12 protein-coding genes are annotated in these 15,502 nt (G+C 69.4%); 5 read left to right on the forward strand and 7 right to left on the reverse strand.

What is annotated here, in order from left to right:
- Window positions 1-6: 6 nt before the first annotated feature.
- The 4 genes from scoE to VFV67_RS09730 form a co-directional block, all read right to left on the reverse strand.
- Complete coding sequence (gene scoE, locus VFV67_RS09715; RefSeq protein WP_422652948.1) at window positions 7-867, reverse strand: (3R)-3-[(carboxymethyl)amino]fatty acid oxygenase/decarboxylase; 861 nt, start codon at window positions 865-867, stop codon at window positions 7-9.
- Window positions 868-1,008: 141 nt separating this feature from the next.
- Entirely contained in the window at window positions 1,009-3,372 is a 2,364-nt protein-coding gene (locus VFV67_RS09720; protein ID WP_326468914.1) for a sensor histidine kinase, read from the reverse strand.
- A gap of 122 nt (window positions 3,373-3,494) precedes the next feature.
- Window positions 3,495-5,777 carry a TOMM precursor leader peptide-binding protein gene (locus VFV67_RS09725; RefSeq protein ID WP_326468915.1) on the reverse strand — a complete coding sequence of 761 codons (2,283 nt, stop codon included), beginning with the start codon at window positions 5,775-5,777 and terminating at the stop codon, window positions 3,495-3,497.
- Complete coding sequence (locus VFV67_RS09730; protein WP_326468916.1) at window positions 5,777-5,971, reverse strand: hypothetical protein; 195 nt, start codon at window positions 5,969-5,971, stop codon at window positions 5,777-5,779. The genes VFV67_RS09725 and VFV67_RS09730 overlap by 1 nt, the downstream gene beginning before the upstream one ends.
- 365 nt (window positions 5,972-6,336) lie before the next feature.
- Between VFV67_RS09730 and VFV67_RS09735 the strand changes: the two genes are divergently transcribed.
- From VFV67_RS09735 to VFV67_RS09745, 3 genes are all read left to right on the forward strand, one after another.
- Window positions 6,337-6,783, forward strand: a complete 447-nt coding sequence (locus VFV67_RS09735; protein ID WP_326468917.1) for a hypothetical protein — start codon at window positions 6,337-6,339, stop codon at window positions 6,781-6,783.
- Between the two features lie 13 nt (window positions 6,784-6,796).
- Window positions 6,797-8,251 (forward strand): SagB family peptide dehydrogenase, encoded by a 1,455-nt coding sequence (locus tag VFV67_RS09740; RefSeq protein WP_326468919.1) that lies wholly within the window; start codon window positions 6,797-6,799, stop codon window positions 8,249-8,251.
- Between the two features lie 150 nt (window positions 8,252-8,401).
- Entirely contained in the window at window positions 8,402-9,007 is a 606-nt protein-coding gene (locus VFV67_RS09745) for a response regulator transcription factor (RefSeq protein ID WP_326468921.1), read from the forward strand.
- Window positions 9,008-9,025: 18 nt separating this feature from the next.
- Here the strand turns inward: VFV67_RS09745 and VFV67_RS09750 are convergent, their stop codons facing one another.
- Window positions 9,026-10,180, reverse strand: coding sequence for a sensor histidine kinase (locus VFV67_RS09750; RefSeq protein ID WP_326468923.1), 1,155 nt, complete (start codon window positions 10,178-10,180; stop codon window positions 9,026-9,028).
- A 293-nt stretch (window positions 10,181-10,473) separates the two neighbouring features.
- On the opposite strand from VFV67_RS09750, the gene VFV67_RS09755 reads away from it, so the two are divergent.
- Complete coding sequence (locus tag VFV67_RS09755; RefSeq protein WP_326468925.1) at window positions 10,474-11,457, forward strand: hypothetical protein; 984 nt, start codon at window positions 10,474-10,476, stop codon at window positions 11,455-11,457.
- A gap of 2 nt (window positions 11,458-11,459) precedes the next feature.
- Here VFV67_RS09755 and VFV67_RS09760 read toward each other — a convergent pair whose 3' ends face one another.
- Window positions 11,460-13,064 carry an amidohydrolase gene (locus VFV67_RS09760; protein ID WP_326468927.1) on the reverse strand — a complete coding sequence of 535 codons (1,605 nt, stop codon included), beginning with the start codon at window positions 13,062-13,064 and terminating at the stop codon, window positions 11,460-11,462.
- Window positions 13,065-13,097: 33 nt separating this feature from the next.
- Window positions 13,098-14,528: a family 43 glycosylhydrolase gene (locus VFV67_RS09765; RefSeq protein WP_326468929.1), complete on the reverse strand. Its 1,431-nt coding sequence runs from the start codon at window positions 14,526-14,528 to the stop codon at window positions 13,098-13,100.
- A gap of 152 nt (window positions 14,529-14,680) precedes the next feature.
- On the opposite strand from VFV67_RS09765, the gene VFV67_RS09770 reads away from it, so the two are divergent.
- A complete protein-coding gene (locus VFV67_RS09770; protein WP_326468931.1) occupies window positions 14,681-15,403 on the forward strand; it encodes a hypothetical protein in 723 nt (240 codons plus the stop codon).
- Window positions 15,404-15,502 lie beyond the last annotated feature (99 nt).

Below are 15,502 nucleotides of genomic sequence, written 5' to 3' on the forward strand. Positions count from 1 at the left end.
GAGCCGTCAGTGTGCGTCGTCGTAGACGGTGACCCGGTAGGACACGGCCGGTTCGGGTGTCGTGGTGTGCAGGGCCCGGTGGACCATGCTGCGGTTGTCCCACACCAGCATGTCGCCCTTCTCGAAGGACTGCAGGTGGATGTTCTCGTGCTGGAAGGTCTGGTCGAGCTGACCGGTGGCCTCGAGCAGGGCGCGCAGCAGTTCCGGCCGGGGGAAGCCGTCGACGTCCTGAATGGACACCGTGAATCCCTCGCTGATGTACAGCAGGGTCTCGCCGGTGACCGGATGCGTCACGGTCGTGGGGCTGGTCACCGGTGGGGTCTTCGCGTCGACCTCGTCGATGATCTCCGAGATCGGCCGGTAGACGTCGGTCGGCCGGATCTTGAAGTATCGCCGGACGCTGTGCGTTGCCGTGGTCTCCTTGGCCGCCAGCTTGAGCTCCTCGCTCAGCGTCCGGTACGCGGTGGCCAGGTTGATGAAGTACGTGCCGCGGTTCTTCGACGGCACCACCTGCGGGTAGATCAGCGTGAGGTCGTACGGCCGGGGCATGAACTGGTAGTCGGAGTGCCAGAACTTGCCGGTCTTCGGCACGCCGACCTGCTTTCCGTTCTCCTTCACGTTGGAGGAGACGAAGACCTCCCGGACCTCGGGGTGGTGGTAGACGGGCTCGTAGTACGGCTCGACGGTTCCCATCCGTTGGCCCAGCGCGAGAAACTGCCGCGGGTTCAGCTCCTGGTGCTTCAGGACGGCGATCTTGTTGACATAGACGGCCTCCTTCAGGGTCTCGATGTCGTCGACGGACGCGGCGTTGGCGTCGAAACCTTCGACGACCACGCCTAACTTTCCTTCCTGCGGGGTAATCCTCATGGGTGTGCCTTTCAACTGAACCAAGTCGGTCTACCGCACAGGTTCTCATAATATTCGGACATCCGGGTGCGCCGTTACCGGCCGGAAACCCGCCGGTTGTCAAGCAATTCCCGACGCATTACCGACGTGCTGCGACAATTGTCACGGGCGTCCGGCCGGGTCCGATGTGGCCGGTGCGACCGGAACCTGGGCGCGCAGCGCGAACCGGTCGCGGCCCTCGAACTCCGCGGTCAGCGTTCCGCCGAGCGCGGCGACCCGCTCGGACAGGTTGCGGATGCCGCTGCCCCGGTGATCGCGCTCCGACGGCTCGGTGACCCCGTCGTTGACCACGTGCAGGTCCACCTCGTCGCCCGCCCTGCGGATGGTGATCTCGCAGTGCTCACCCTTGCTGTGCCGCAACACGTTGGTGACCCCCTCGCGGAGCACGGTGGCCAGCACGGTGCCGGTGTCGGCGGGCAGGTCGCCGTATTCGAGGTCCATCCGCACGTCCATCCCGGCCGCGGTCAGCAGCGAACCGGCCGTCCGGCACTCCTCGTCGAGCGACAGCTCCGGGTGGCCGCTGGCCACCGACCGGACGTCGGCAAGGGCGTGCCGGCAGATCGCCAGCACATCGGTCAGCTCGGTCCGGGCCCTGGTCGGATCCGGCACGATGAACCGGTGCGCCAGCTCGCATTTCAGCGTGATCGCCGAAAGGCTCAGCCCGAGCAGGTCGTGCAGGTCCCGGGCGAACCGCAGGCGGGTCTGGGCCACCGCGACCTCGGCGAGGTCGAGCCGAACGGCGCGCAACTGGCGCACCGAGCGGGCCATCCAGGTCAGGCCGTAGACGATCAGTCCGTTGCTGACGGTGAGCGCGATGTTGAAGCCGATGTCCCGGGGAAGGATGGCACCGAACCCGACCTGGGCCCAGGCCACGGTGGCCACGACCGCGGCGAACACGGTCCACCCGGCGACCGGTCGCAGCACCAGCAACGCGCTGCCGGCCAGGAACCCGGGCAACCCGGTCCACGCCTCCTGGAACTGCAGCATCGGCAGGTACACCAGCAGGCCCTGCAGGAGCAGCATCAGGTACGCCGCGGGCGGGTGCGGCCGGTTGCCCGGCCGGCTGAAGTAGCCCAGCTGCAGCCCGAGCGTCGCGAGCAGATACCCGGTGCCAAGGGCGATCTGACCGAACTCTCCGGTCACCGCCACCAGGCGCAGCACCGCCTGGAGGAAGAGTCCGAAGAAGACCGCCACGACGAGCCCACCGGCCAGTCTGGCCGCGACGGACGTGATGGACTCCCTGGACTCGGCGAAGTCCCCGGCGGGGCCGGCCACCGTGCCGCGCGGACGGTCCGGCGGCGACGGCGCGGTCATCGGGATGGCCACGTGCAACCGGAACCGACCGTCGGGATCGGCACCGGCGGTCAGCTCACCGGCCATCTTCGACACCGTCGCCGAGAGGTCGTCGAACCCGGCCTTCGCCAGCGCCGAGGCGACCCCGTCATCGACGATGTCGAGCCGAACCGAGTCGCCCCGCTGGCGCAGGGTGATCTCGCAGCGCGAGACGTCGCGGTGCCGCAACACGTTGGCCACGCCCTCGCGCAGGACGGCGGACACCGTACTCCGCAGGTGCGCCGGCAGCTGGCGGTGATCGAGCTCGATCCGCAGTTCCACGTTGGACGCGGCGAGCATCGAGGCGAGGTTCCTGGTCTGCTGGTCCAGGGACACCTCCCGGTACACGCGGGCAATCGACCGGACATCGGCCAACGCCTGCCGGGCGAGCACCAGAATCTCCGCGAGCTCCTGCGTTGCCCGCTCCGGATTCTGGCGCACCAGCCGGAGCGCGAGCTCTCCCTTCGGCACGATCGCCGACAGCTTCAGCCCGAGCACGTTGTGCAGTTCCCGGGTGAACCGCAACCGCTGGTGCGCCACCGCGGTCTTGGCCAGCTCGTCGCGCGCCTCGTGCAGCGCGGTGACCAGCCGGGCCAACCGGGTCAGGCCGTAGACGAACAGGCCGGCCGTCGCGGCGTTCACCGCGATGTAGACGACGCCGAGCGTCGAGTCGTCGATGGCGGCCTGTGCGACCGCCGCGCCCGCGACGATGGCGACGAACGCGGGCCAGGCGAGCGGCAACGGAAGCACCAGCAGCACACTGCCGGCGAGGAACGCGGGCTGGCTCACCCAGGACTGGCCGAACTGGGCCAGCGGCAGGTAGACCAGACCGGCCTGCGCCGCGAGCATGGCATACGCCGCGGGGGCGTGCAGGTTCGTACTGGACCGGCCGAAGTAGAACAGCTGCAGGCTCAACAGACCGGCCAGGTAGCCGGCCGCCAGCACGACCTCGACAGCCGACTTGCCTGACTCCAGCACGAAAAGCAGTGCCACCACGGCGAAGCCGCCGAACACCACCGCGACGATCGACTTGGCCAGCGTGGGTGCGAGCAGCGCTTCCCGGTCGTCCGAGTCGCCGGCCGCGGAGCCGCCGGAGACCGAGGTCAGGTCCAGCCGTCCGCCGGCCAAGGACATGTTGGCCCCCTTGGGTTTCCCATCCCGCTGCGGGTCCGCACGCTTCGGGCGTGGGCCGACCGCCAAGTCCTGTCGGCTCAGCTGGGAATCATGCCACAGTCGGTGATCATGTGGGGTCACCGTCAGAGAAACAGCGGGACCGGATTCAGCTCGGCGTACGGTGTGGCTTCGGGCAGGCGGCCCAGCCGCACCGGAACGTCGGTCAGCCGGCCGGGGCCCAGCCGCGCCCAGAAGTGCCGCATCCCGGGTACCAGCACCTTGACGACCGGAAGTCCGATGTCCGGGCGGGTCTGGTCGAGCACAAGCAGTTCCATGCCGAGCGACTCCACTTTCGCCTGCAGCGCGGTGAGGTCGTCGAGCAGGTCCGCCCGTTGCACATACCGGTAGTCCCGCGGGCCCAGCGGGCGCTGGGCCGGATCGGGCACCAGGTAGGGCTGGTTGGTCAGGTTCGCGTGCTGCCACCAGCCCGACATGTCCGGATCGTCGCACCGGTACCGCCCGTCAGACTTGGCCGCCAGCAGGACCGGCATCAACTGGTTCAGCTCGGTCAATGCCCGGCGCAACGCGAGGCGCGGATCGAGATGTGCCCCGAAGCCGAGCATGATCTCCTGGGGGTCCCCGGCCGTCCGGCTCGACAGCGCCGCCATCACCGGGACGTCGAAGTCCGAGGTCAGGTCCAGCACCCAAACATCGCGGCCCAGCCCGGCATACACCTCACGAAGCTCGTCGATCCACGGGTCGCCGAACGAGTCGAGGTCGACCCCCGGCACCCGGATCCGGTTGTACCACCACAACGCCACCGCATCCCGCTCGATCAGCTCGAGGAGACCCTGCAGCACGGCGTCCTCGAGACTGCTGCCGGCCGCGTTGCCGTTGGAGTCGGCATGCAGGTAATGCGGTCCCGGCTCCTCGGGTGCGCCGAAGTAGAGCAGGTTCGTCGGCAGCAGCCGCTGGCGCCGCTCGCTCAGCGACCAGACCGGTGTCCAGTCCAGCACCGCGGCCTCGTCGAACGGGTGGCAGACGTACTGGAACGGTCCGTGCTTGGCGTTCCACTCCGCCCGGTCCCGGTACTGCCGTTCGTCGTACAACATGCACGAGTTGGGATGGATTGCCCACTCGCCGAGCGAGCGCAGGCTGCCGCGGATCCGCTCCTCGTCACCCTGGAAGCTGCCGCAGTGCCGCTCGATCGCCTCGCACAGCGCACTTGCCTCGGCGTGCACCGAGGTGACCCCCTTGCCACCGTTCTCCATCCGCATGGTGGCGCGCAGGGAGTTGACATCGTGCACCCGGGCCGCCACGTTCGGTCCGGACCGGAACGAGTTGAAGAAGTCCGGACCGTGCTCGTGCCGCCGAATCTCTTTCACCACACCGGTCACCGGGCTGATCAGATGGCGATACCTGGCCAGCACCGCCTCCGGGGTCAGCGACCGGTGCCCGGCGCTGTAGGACGCCTTGCGCTGTGAGCCGAGCACGACCGGCCGGCGGGCCTGCACCCGCATCAGCGTCGGGTTGCCGCAGGCGGTGCACTGCGGGTAGGGCCGCAGCTCGTGCGGCTCGCCACGCATTTCCAGGCTGTCGAAGGTCCACACGCAACGCTGGCTCGCATGACGGTAGCCGGACAACCACTTGGTCGCTTCCAGCGCGATCATGTTCAGGGCCATCGCCCGCAGCGCGGGGATGGACGCGGCCGGACGTGCGGCCGGGCCGTGCCGGCCGAGCGCGCTCTGCGCCACCGCCTCGGCGTTGCGATGCGCCCAGAGGCGCACCGCGAGGCAGTTCCAGCAGCCGGGCTCGAACGGTTGGAACACCGGTCCCAGCCACACCTTGGCGCCGACCGGCTTGGCCAGCAGCCAGTTCCGGTTGACCGCCCGGTGCAGGGCGTCGATCTCGGCCAGTTCGGGATTGAGGTAATCGTCGCAGAGCACCACCGAGAGCGCGGCCGCCGGTGCCGGGCCGCGCTCGGCGGCCACGGTCAACCCGGCGGCCCGCACCGCCGCGAGCGCGGCGTCGAGGTCGACGTCCCCCACGGCGAGCACCCGCACGGCCTGACCGGCGGTGCTCGCGACGGCGGTCGCCGAGTCGATCCCGCTTGCCTCCCAGTAGGCGAGCGTGCCTTCGTCGGCCGGGTTCGCCGACGGGGGCCGTAGCGCGACCAGGCCGGCTTCGGCGAGCAGCCTGATCAGGCCGGCGACCTGCTCGGGTGCCATGCCTCCGGGCATGGCGGCCAACAGCGTGTCGATGTCGCGGGTGCCGTCCATCAGCGCCGCAAGGGCCTCGACGTTCGAGCCCTTCAGCATCGTCACCCCGCGTTCGGAGAACAGGTACAAGCCTTCACCGGCCGACACCTCGGCACGCAGATGCCGTTTGAAGCCGACCAGTGGCGACGCCACGGCCCCGGCGGTCATCACGCGGCTCGCTCGAGCGCGCTTTCGGTTGCCAGCCAACGGCAGCAGGTGCACAGCGCCACCGCGGCCCGCGGGTTGGTCCACTGATCGAACCGATCGATCGCCACATCCAGCTCACCGGCGCTGCGCTCGTCATCGAACCCGAGCCCCGCTAACAGTCTGATCACCGTTACGGAATGCACATCCTGGCTCATAGTCGTCGACATGATGGACTCCCTAGCTCGACCTGCCGAATCAACTGCTGACCTGGAAATCCTGCGCTCGGGAACACGGTTACAGCCAGTGCCGGGCTCACCGGAAACCATGTGTTCCTCATGATCCAGGGAGGAGGTGCGCACCCCGGTGCCGTGACCCGGTCACGCTCGGCCGGCGGTACGGGCGGCGCCGGCCGGAGCGGCCCGGTGGCACCGTGTGGATCCCATGACCGGATCATGGAATTAACACGGTCGACGCATGACGGAACACTGGCGGCCTTGCGCGGCCCGGCCACTAACCTCGGTCCTGGATTCGGCTGCGCACACCCGATTGCGCCGGATCGTTCGACGATTGGAGATGAGTCGTGACGGAGATCCGCACCGAGGCGACGACGACGCCCCCGACCACGTCGAACGGCACCTTCATCCGCCACTTCCTCGAGATGGTCGTGGCGATGACCGTCGGGATGGTGGCCCTTGCACCGCTGTGGGAACTGGTCTTCGCCGGCCTCGGCGTCGAGGAGCTGTTCGACCGTCCGGATCTGTCCACGCTGGTGATGGCGACCAACATGACCATCGGCATGACGCTGTGGATGCGGTATCGCGGTCATGACTGGGCGGCCATCGGGGAGATGGCCGCGGCGATGTACGTCCCGTTCGTCATCCTGTTCATCCCGTTCTGGGCCGGGGCGATCAGCGGTGACGTGCTGGTCATCGCCGGGCATGTGCTGATGCTGCTGTGCATGGTGGGCGTCATGCTCCGGCGGCGCACCGAGTACTCCACGAAACACCGCCGCACCAGGACCCGCTGACCGGAGCACGACCGTGAGCACCGCACTTTCCCTTGGTGCGCCCGCGATCATCCGGCTGTGGTCCCTTCGGGACGAGGTGACCGTGGAGGGCGACCCGGCAACGGGCAACCTGAACGTCATCACCCGGTGGGGCGAGATCGCGATCGCCGATGCCACCGCCGCCGAGCGCACCCTGCTCGACCGGCTGAGCCTGGGTCCGACCGCCATCGCCAACCTCCCCGATCTCGACCTCGCCGGCGTGGCCGGGCTGCTGGACCGGTTGCGCGCCTGCCTGGTGTACTCGCTCGGCACCGACGATCTGGTCGGAGTCCTGCTGTCCGCCGTGCCGGTGGCCGCGCAGGCGCGGTTCACGCTGCCGGACGTCGGCCCGACCGATCTGGTCCGGCTGTCCCGATTCGCCGCGATGCGCAGCCACGGCGACGCGCTGGTGCTGGAGTCCCCGCTCGCGTGCTATCGGGTCGTGCTGCACCGGCCGATCGCGGCCTGGGTCGTCGGCGCGCTCGGCGCTCCGATCACGGTGGCCGACCTCGCCGCCAGCCTTGGCGCCGATCTCGCGCTGATCGCCGGGGTGGTGTCCCACCTGATCGCCGCGTCGATGGTCGTGACCGGCACCCGGGACGGACGGGCGGACCCGTTCTTCGCCGAGGACCGCGACCCGGGACTGGCCCAGTGGTCGCACCATGACCTGCTCTTCCACTCGCACAGCCGGATGGGCCGGCAGGACGGACCGATCGGTGCGGTCTACCGCTACGTCGGCACCTTCCCACCGCCGCCCGCGGTGAAGCCGGTGCCCGGCGGCCGGCGGTTCGCGCTGCCCGCACCGGGGTCGGACGCGGCCGCGGAGGTGTCGCTGACCGAGGCCATCGAGCGACGCGAGTCCGTGCGCGAGTTCGCCGAGCAGCCGCTGTCGGCCGAACAGGTGAGCGCGCTGCTCTACCGCACGGCCCGGATCCGGTCGTTGCGGCGGATGCCCGCCCCCGGCGGGGTGCCCTACACCGTCTCCGACCGCCCGTACCCGAGCAGCGGCTCCCTCTACGAGCTCGAGCTGTACCTGGCCATGGACCGCTGCACCGGCCTGCCCCGCGGCATCTACCACTACGACCCGCTCGACCATGCCCTGACCCTGACCAGCACCGACGAGTCGGACCTCGCCAAGCTGCTGGACGACGCCGCGGTGCTGATCGGCACGCTGCGCCGGCCGGCCATGCTGATCACGATGACCGCCCGGATCGCGCGGCTGTCCTGGGTCTACGACGGCATCGCCTACTCGACCGCACTCAAACACGTTGGTGTCCTGCAACAATCCCTTTACCTGGTCGCAACGGCCCTGGACCTGGCCCCGTGCGCCCTCGCCATCGGCGACAGCGACATCGCCACCCAGGCCCTGCACCTGGACTGGCCGGCCGAGATCAGCCTCGGCGAGTTCGCCATCGGCCTGCGGTCGAACCCGGCGGCCGGCCATGCGTGACCGAACAGCCCTGTGCCACAACGCCTTAGACCAATCGCCCCTTTCCGTGATCATCCGACCGGACCAATCGCGTCCCAGGACCCCCGGTGGTGATGGAGGATGACGGCATCACCAACTCGGGATCAGGTGCTGCTGGGGAGGAGAGGCGACATGATCAAGGTCATGCTTGCCGAGGACATGCACATGGTGCGCGGCGCGCTGGTGGCGCTGCTCAACCTCGAGCCGGACATCAAGGTGGTGGCCGAGGTGTCGTCGGGGACGGACATCCTGCCGACCGCGACCAAGCACCGGCCGCATGTCGCGATCATCGACATCGACCTGCCCGGCAAGGACGGGCTGACCGCCGCCGCCGAGCTGCACGACCGGGTGCCGGGCACCCGGACGCTGATCCTTACCGGCATCGACCGGCCGGGAACCCTGCGCCGCGCCCTCGCGGCGAAGGTAAGCGGGTTCGTCCTGAAGGACGCGCCGCCGGCCGAACTGGCCGACGCGATCCGGCAGGTCGCGGCCGGACATCGGGTGGTGGACAGCCATCTCGCCCTTGCGGCGTTGGACACCGCCGACTGCCCGCTGACCGGGCGGGAGATCGAGGTGCTCCGGCTGACCGCCGAAGGCCTGGAAGTGTCGGAAATCGCCGCGAAGGTCTTCCTGTCCGCCGGCACGGTTCGCAACTACCTGACGATGATCATCAACAAGCTCAACGCCAAGAATCGGGTCGACGCCATCCGAATCGCCAATGCTGCGGGCTGGCTCTGATCGAACCAACTGCCCGGCTTATTGGTCCAGCGGAATGTCGGCTCGCAGGCGGAAGTTCTGCTCGCCGATCCGCCCGGCGGTGAGCGCACCGCCGAGTTCGCCCGCCCGGGCCGCCAGGTTCCGCAACCCCTCGCCGCCGATCAGGTCCGCCGTGGGCGAAAGCGTCCCGGCCCCGTCGTTGACGATCTCGATCGAGGCCGTGCCACCGGTCTGCGCGACGGTGATCTCGCACCGCTCGGCCTTGCTGTGCCGCAGGATGTTCGTCACGCCCTCGCGGAGCACCGTGGCGAGCACCGTGCCCACCGGCACCGGCAGGGCAGGCTCGGACAGCGACATCCGGACCTCGATGCCGGCCGAGGCAAGGACCCACTTGGCCGATCGGCACTCATCGGCGAGCGACAGCTCGCGATAATTGCTGGAGAGCGTGCGCACATCGGCGAGCGCCTGCCGCGAAATAGACAGGATGTCCGTGATCTCCGCGCCGGCCCGATCGGGATCTTTCGTCACAAGGCGGTGCGCCAGCTCACTCTTGAGGGCAATCGCCGAAATACTGTAGCCAAGGAGATCATGCACATCGCGGGCAAACCGCAAGCGTTCCTGCATAACCACGATCTGCGCGATTTCAACTCGAGCGACATGCAACTCCGTAACCAGTTGGGCGAGCCGGGAAATTCCGAAGACAACGAGGCCGACAACCGCTGTCGATATACAGACGTACGCCACGTCCGCCGCCCGGTGGCCGAACTGGCCGGAGTTGAGCGTCTGGAGCAGACCCATGCTCGCCACCACGGCCACGAACCCCGGCAGGGACACCGCGGGCGGCAGCGCCAGGAGCAGCGATCCGGCCAGGAAACCCGGCATGACCGGCCAGGGATCGGCCAACAGGAGCACGGGCAGGTAGACCAGGACGACCAACGCGGCCAACGCCGGGTAACCGATGAGTGACCGTGGGCGCTCGGAAAGCCGGCTGAACCACAAAATCGTCAGCAGCAACACGGCGACGAGGGAGACGAGTGAGACGGTGAGGGAAAGCCCGTTCGAGACATGCTCATCGAGAATGCGGACGAAAGCCATGGCCGCCAGCCCGCCGAAGATGGCGACGACGGTGGCGCGCGCCAATCGTGCCGGCTGGGGCCGGAATCTTATCGGCCCCCAGAGGCGCTGCGCGATCACACCAGTACCCCCACGACCATTCGCACACGGACACGAGCCGTCGCCCCCGGAAACAGGAGTTCTCGTGGGCAGTTCTACACGGTGATTTCTGGCCGGACACAGTCTAACCTCAAGCTCACGTGCTTTGTTCCGCCGATCCAGCCCGAAATTTCGAGTTACCCGGGTCCGGGGAGTGCCGGCACCCGCCCGGGCGGTGCCCGGTGGCTCCGGTGGCGGTCGGGGTTTGCCTCATCCGGCCCAACGTTCGGCGGTTACCGGGCGGCGGTGCCGGGTGTTAGGTCGAAGGTATGAGCATGAGAGCCGCTGTGCTGGGTGTCGCCGTAGCCGTCGGTTTCGGGTTGATCGCCGCCCCGTCGGCCCCGGCGGCACCGGCGGTGGCCGGTGCCGCCGGCTGTCCCGAGCTGATCGCGGGGTCGGCACCGCTGCTGCATCCGGAGGGCGTGACCTACTGGCCGGAGCGGGACCGGTTCCTGGTCGGCTCGGTCACCCACGGCACCGTGTCCGTGGTGCGGCCGAACGGATCGGTGCGCACCCTGGTCGAGGACCCGACGTTGATCACCACGATGGGGCTGGCCGTGGACGCGCGGCGCGACCGGCTGCTCGTGGTCAACGGCGATGTGGGGATCAGCGAGCACAGCACGCCGGAGACGATCAGGAAGGTCGCCGGGCTCGGCATCTTCGACCTCCGTACCGGACGCCGGATCGCCTATCACGACCTCGGCGCGCTCGTCCCGGAGCGGGAGCACTTCGGCAACGACGTGACGATCGCACCGGACGGCACCGCGTTCGTGACCGACTCCTTCGCCGGCGCGGTCTACCGCGTCCCGGTACGCGGCGCGCCCAGCGTCGAGATCCGCGACGACCGCCTGACCCCGGTCGTCCGCGGCAACGGCGCGAACGGCATCGTGCGTCACCCCAAGGGTTTCCTGCTGATCGCCCACTCGTCGGGTCGCGCGCTCTACAAGCTCGCCGGATCCGACCTGACTCAGGTCGTCATCGGCGAGCCGATCGGCGCGCCGGACGGGCTGCTGCTCGACGGGCGCGGCACGTTGCACGCCATCGACAACACCGCCGCCAACCGGGTCATCACCCTGCGCTCGACCGACGACTGGACCACGGCGGCGCTGACCGCCAGCCGCGCATGGCCGGAGCCCGCACCGACCACCATGGCGCGCGGACGGTGCGGGATCTACGTCCTGTCCGGCCGGCTCGACCAACTACCCCCGGTGGGCAGCGACGAGTTCTTCCTGCGCCGGCTGCCCACCACCGAGAGCTGAGCTCACCCGGCACTCCAGACGCGGCGGCCGCCGACGTAGGTGTGCCGGACACCGATGGACGCGATCCCGGCGGGGTCGATGGTGAGCGGATCCTGGTCGAGTACGACGAAGTCGGCGAGGAAGCCGGGGGCGAGCCGGCCCTTGCGGTGCTCGTCGCCACTGGCCGCGGCCGATCCCGTGGTGTAGATCGCCAGTGCCTCCGCGGCGCTGATCCGCTGGTTCTCGCCGACCCGGACGCCGTCGTCGATCCCCTGCCGGGTGACCATGCTTTGCATGCCAAGCAACGGCTGGTACGGGCCGCACGGGTAGTCGGACGATCCGGCGACGGTCACGCCCGCGTCCAGAAACGACCGGTGGGCGAACATCCGCCGCACCCGTTCGGGGCCGTACCACGACTCCAGCGCACCGCCGTGGTAGGCGACGTAGCCGGCGAACGGCACGGCGATCAGGTCGAGCGCCCGCATCCGGCGCAGGATGTCGTCGTCGACGACGGTGCAGTGCTCGATGCGGTGCCGCAGCCCCGGCTTCGGATCGGTCCCGGCGATCTCGGCGTAGATGTCGAGCAGCAGCCGGATCGCGGTGTCACCGTTGGCGTGCACGCCCATCCGGTTGCCGTCGGCGTGTACCCGCCGGATCGACTCGCGCAGCTCATCGGTGTCGGTGATCTGCAGACCGTGGTAGTCGGTGCCGGTGAACGGCTCGGACAGCAGGCAGGTGCGTCCGCCGATCGCCCCGTCGACGAAGGACTTCACGCCGACCAGGCGGAGCAGGTCGTCACCGAACCCGCTGCCGACGCCGAGTTCGCGGGCCTTCTGGTAGTGGTCGACCGCGAGCAGCATCCCGGTGCGCAGCGTCAGATCGCCCGAGCGCCGCGCCCGGTGCAGCAGCGCGACGTCCTCCGGACCGACCAGCGCGTCACAGATGGAGGTCAGCCCGGCCGCGTGCCACTGCTCGATGGCCCGGCGCAGGCCGGTCATGCGCTGCTGCTGGGTGCTCGGGGTGATCGGCGAGCCGGCCGTCCCGGTCGCGGCGTAGGCGACGTCGAGCAGCGCGCGTTCGATCAGCCGGCCGTCGAGCCGGCCGGCGGCGTCCCGGCCGAGGTCGCCGCCGGGTGGCGGGACGCTGTCCTCGTGGTACCCGAGGGCCCGCAACGCGGCGCTGTTGGCCACCCCCCAATGGCCCGCAACCTGCGTGACCAGCACGGGTACCGCGCCGGCCACGGCATCGAGCGCCTCGCGGGTCAGCACCCCGGTCTTGGTGTCGTCGTAGCGGGAGCCGCGGACCCACTCCCCCGGTGTGGCCGTCGCGGCGCGCGCACCGACCCGGTCGAGCAGCACGTCGATCGTTGCGACGGCCGCGTGCGACAGATCGAGGTGCAGCAGATCCTCGGCGGTCAGTCCGATGTGGATGTGCGCGTCGTTGAATCCGGGCACGATCGTCGCGGCGCCGAAATCCTCGACCCGGGCCCGCGGGAAGTCCGCGCGCAACCCGGACGGCGTTCCGGCGGCCACGATCCGCTCCCCGGCGACCGCGAACGCCGCCACCGGGACACCGGCCTGCGCGTGCACCAACCGAGCGGTGAAGATGACCAGGTCAGTCTCGTTCACAGCGCCGATTCCACCACAGCGCCGCGCCGGTCCTCACTCCAGTTGGAAGGTGGCGTCGGCCCGGGCCGCTGCGGTGTCGACCGGCTGGACGACCAGCAGCGAGTTCGACTGCCGGATGAAGCGTCCGGCCGCGGTGGCCGCCTCGAAGGACACCCCGGTCGCGTCGGTGAGCCCGGCCCGGCGCAGGAAGCTGGCGTCGCCGCGGAACAGCGCCGAGCCGTCGTTGCGGTCCAGCCACAGCTCGAAGTTGCGATGCCGCAGGAAATAACCGGGGAAGTTGGCCGATTCGAGGGAAATCGTTCCGGCACCGGACAACCCGGACACGATCCGGAACTGGGAGTCGGCCAGCGTGGTCACGTTCGCGTCGATCCGGGCCCGGAAGCTGAAGTGGCGCACGAACCGGTCGGTGCTGCCGGCCAGCCGCAACCGCTGCGGGGTGGGCCCGTCGGCGACCGGGATGCCGAAGTTCGGTGTGCCGTCGGCATTCCAGTACAGCTTCTGCACCCTGGTCCGGCGGTTGGGGTCGTTGAGCGGGTCGCCGTTGATGTCCCGGTAGTTGCGGTCGTGGTAGACCAGGATGTCGGACAGGCCGTCCTCGGACACCGTGAACGAGTTGTGCCCGGGGCCGTACTGACCGGTGGCGTCGTTGCTGGTGAACACCGGCTGCTGGGTCTTGGTCCAGGACGAGGCGGACAGCAGGTTGCTCGACGCCGACGCGGTGAGCAGTCCGATGCAGTAGTTGGCGTCCGTCGCGCTGGCCGAGTAGGTGAGGAACACCCGGCCGTTGCGCACGATCACCGCCGGTCCCTCGTTGACCCGGAACCCACGCGTCTCCCAGGCCAGGGTCGGCACCGTGAGCCGAACCGGGGCCCCGGTGATGGTCCACGGGTTGGTCATCCTGGCGATGTAGACGTTGGTGTTGGAGTTGATCCCGGGCTCCTGCTGCGCCCACACCAGATAGCGGATTCCGTTGTGCACGAACGTGGACGCGTCCAGGGAGAACGTGTCCCACGCGGTGGTGATCCGCCCACGCTCCACCCAGGTCCCGGTCAGCGGGTTGGCGCTGGAGTTCTCCAGCACGTACATCCGAATCCGCCAGATGTCGTCGGTCCGCCCGGCCGCGAAGTAGATGTACCACCGCCCGTCGATCCGGTGCAGCTCCGGCGCCCAGATGTGCGCCCCCATCTCCCCGCTGATGTGCCGCCGCCAGATCACCGACTCCGCGGCGCCGGACAGCCCCTGCAGCGTGCCGGCCCGGCGCAGCACGATCCGGTCGTACTCCGGGGCCGTCGCGGTCAGATAGTAGAACCCGTCGGTGTGCTTCAGCACGTGCGGATCGGCCCGTTGCGACACAAGAGAGTTCGTGTACTGCACCGCGGGCGACGCCGCCGCCGGCACCGCCACGACCAAGCCGGCCGAAAGGACCACCGCAACCGAGGCGACGAGCGACCTGAACCGTGGCACCGGGTCCTCCTCACAGCGCACTGTTCGATATGCCGAACTCGGTTCGAAATAGGGGCTGTAGGCCGACAGTAATCGCACCATCACAGCGACGTCAACGAGCCGGCGACTCCACTCGGGTGTTCAGCCCGCCGGTCGTGCGACGATAGAGCGTTATGAAGGACCTGCTGCTCGCCGAGCTTGACGCCCGCATCGCTCGGCACGGCAGCGGGGACTCGTCCGGAGTGCTCGATGAGCGGGCGCTGGCCCTGGTGACCGAGCTTGCGGCGTCGGGTGATCCGGACGCCGGCAGCCTCGGCCGGGTCGCGGCGTTGCATCTGTGTCGGTATCAGGCACTGCCGCCGGAGGATGGTGCGGACGATCTGCGGCTCGCGATGGATCTCTACCGGATCCTGCATTCGGTCGATGCGCGGTTGGTGCCGCCCGAGGCGCGGGCGCTGTTGGGGTTCGCCTCGCCGCGCGAGGCGGGCATCGCGCTGTTGCGTGAGTACGAGCGGGGCGGACCGGTGGAACACCTGGAGCGGGCGGTCTCGTTGTTGCGGCAGGAGGCCGATCAGCCGGACGATCTGCACAGCCTCGCCGTGGCGCTGGTGCATCGGTTCGAGCGGTTCGGTCAGCGGGCGGATCTGGACGAGGCGATCGGGCGCAGCCGCTATGCCGTGGCGGTCGCCGGGCCGGACGATCCGCGGCGGGCGGGATTCCAGTCCGCTCTCGCCGAGAGCCTGCTTCGCCGGTTCGAGTTGACCGCCAACCCGTCCGATGTGGAGGAGGCCATCGCCGTGGGTCGCGAGCTGGTCGCCACCACCGGCGGTCCGAGCCGGGCCCAGGCCAAGGCGCGCCTCGCCAGGGCCCTGACCCGAAGGTCCGAACAGACCTAGGCCGATCACAGTGGATCACCGGGCGAAGTCTCGGCCCAACCAACAGATACCTCAGGGGCACCGTGACGCAACCCAGCCACACTCAACCCGCCAACCGCA

The organism is Actinophytocola sp. (assembly GCF_035762905.1).
Lineage (GTDB): Bacteria > Actinomycetota > Actinomycetes > Mycobacteriales > Pseudonocardiaceae > DASYTH01.

What these genes read in the sequence shown, in the direction of transcription:
- scoE (WP_422652948.1), bottom strand. Translation starts at nt 867, where the DNA reads ATGAGGATTACCCCGCAGGAAGGAAAGTTAGGCGTGGTCGTCGAAGGT.
- VFV67_RS09720 (WP_326468914.1), bottom strand. Translation starts at nt 3,372, where the DNA reads ATGTCCTTGGCCGGCGGACGGCTGGACCTGACCTCGGTCTCCGGCGGC.
- VFV67_RS09725 (WP_326468915.1), bottom strand. Translation starts at nt 5,777, where the DNA reads ATGACCGCCGGGGCCGTGGCGTCGCCACTGGTCGGCTTCAAACGGCAT.
- VFV67_RS09730 (WP_326468916.1), bottom strand. Translation starts at nt 5,971, where the DNA reads ATGAGCCAGGATGTGCATTCCGTAACGGTGATCAGACTGTTAGCGGGG.
- VFV67_RS09745 (WP_326468921.1), top strand. Translation starts at nt 8,402, where the DNA reads ATGATCAAGGTCATGCTTGCCGAGGACATGCACATGGTGCGCGGCGCG.
- VFV67_RS09755 (WP_326468925.1), top strand. Translation starts at nt 10,474, where the DNA reads ATGAGAGCCGCTGTGCTGGGTGTCGCCGTAGCCGTCGGTTTCGGGTTG.
- VFV67_RS09770 (WP_326468931.1), top strand. Translation starts at nt 14,681, where the DNA reads ATGAAGGACCTGCTGCTCGCCGAGCTTGACGCCCGCATCGCTCGGCAC.